Annotated in this window: 1 protein-coding gene; it reads right to left on the reverse strand. The window is 63.7% G+C overall.

All coding sequences use genetic code 11. The annotated features are described in order from the left end of the window. On the reverse strand, window positions 1-248 hold a 248-nt coding region (locus ACVA58_RS28475), incomplete at both ends, for an aldehyde dehydrogenase family protein (RefSeq protein WP_446513585.1).

Below are 248 nucleotides of genomic sequence, written 5' to 3' on the forward strand. Positions count from 1 at the left end.
GAACAGCCCCGTACCGTTCAGGCGAGCCTGACGGAAGACCGGCTTGCGCTTGCTGAAGGTGTCGAAGCCCCACTTGCCGTGGTAAGCGCCCATTCCGCTGGGGCCGACGCCGCCAAAAGGTTGGCTCTCCTGTGCCAGATGCCACAGGCAATCGTTGATCGTCACACCGCCCGATACGGTTTCGCGCAGTGCGCGGTTGCAGCGCGATGCATCGTCACCAAACCAATACAGCGCGAGCGGGCGTGCGT

Source organism: Photobacterium sp. DNB22_13_2 (assembly GCF_052873915.1).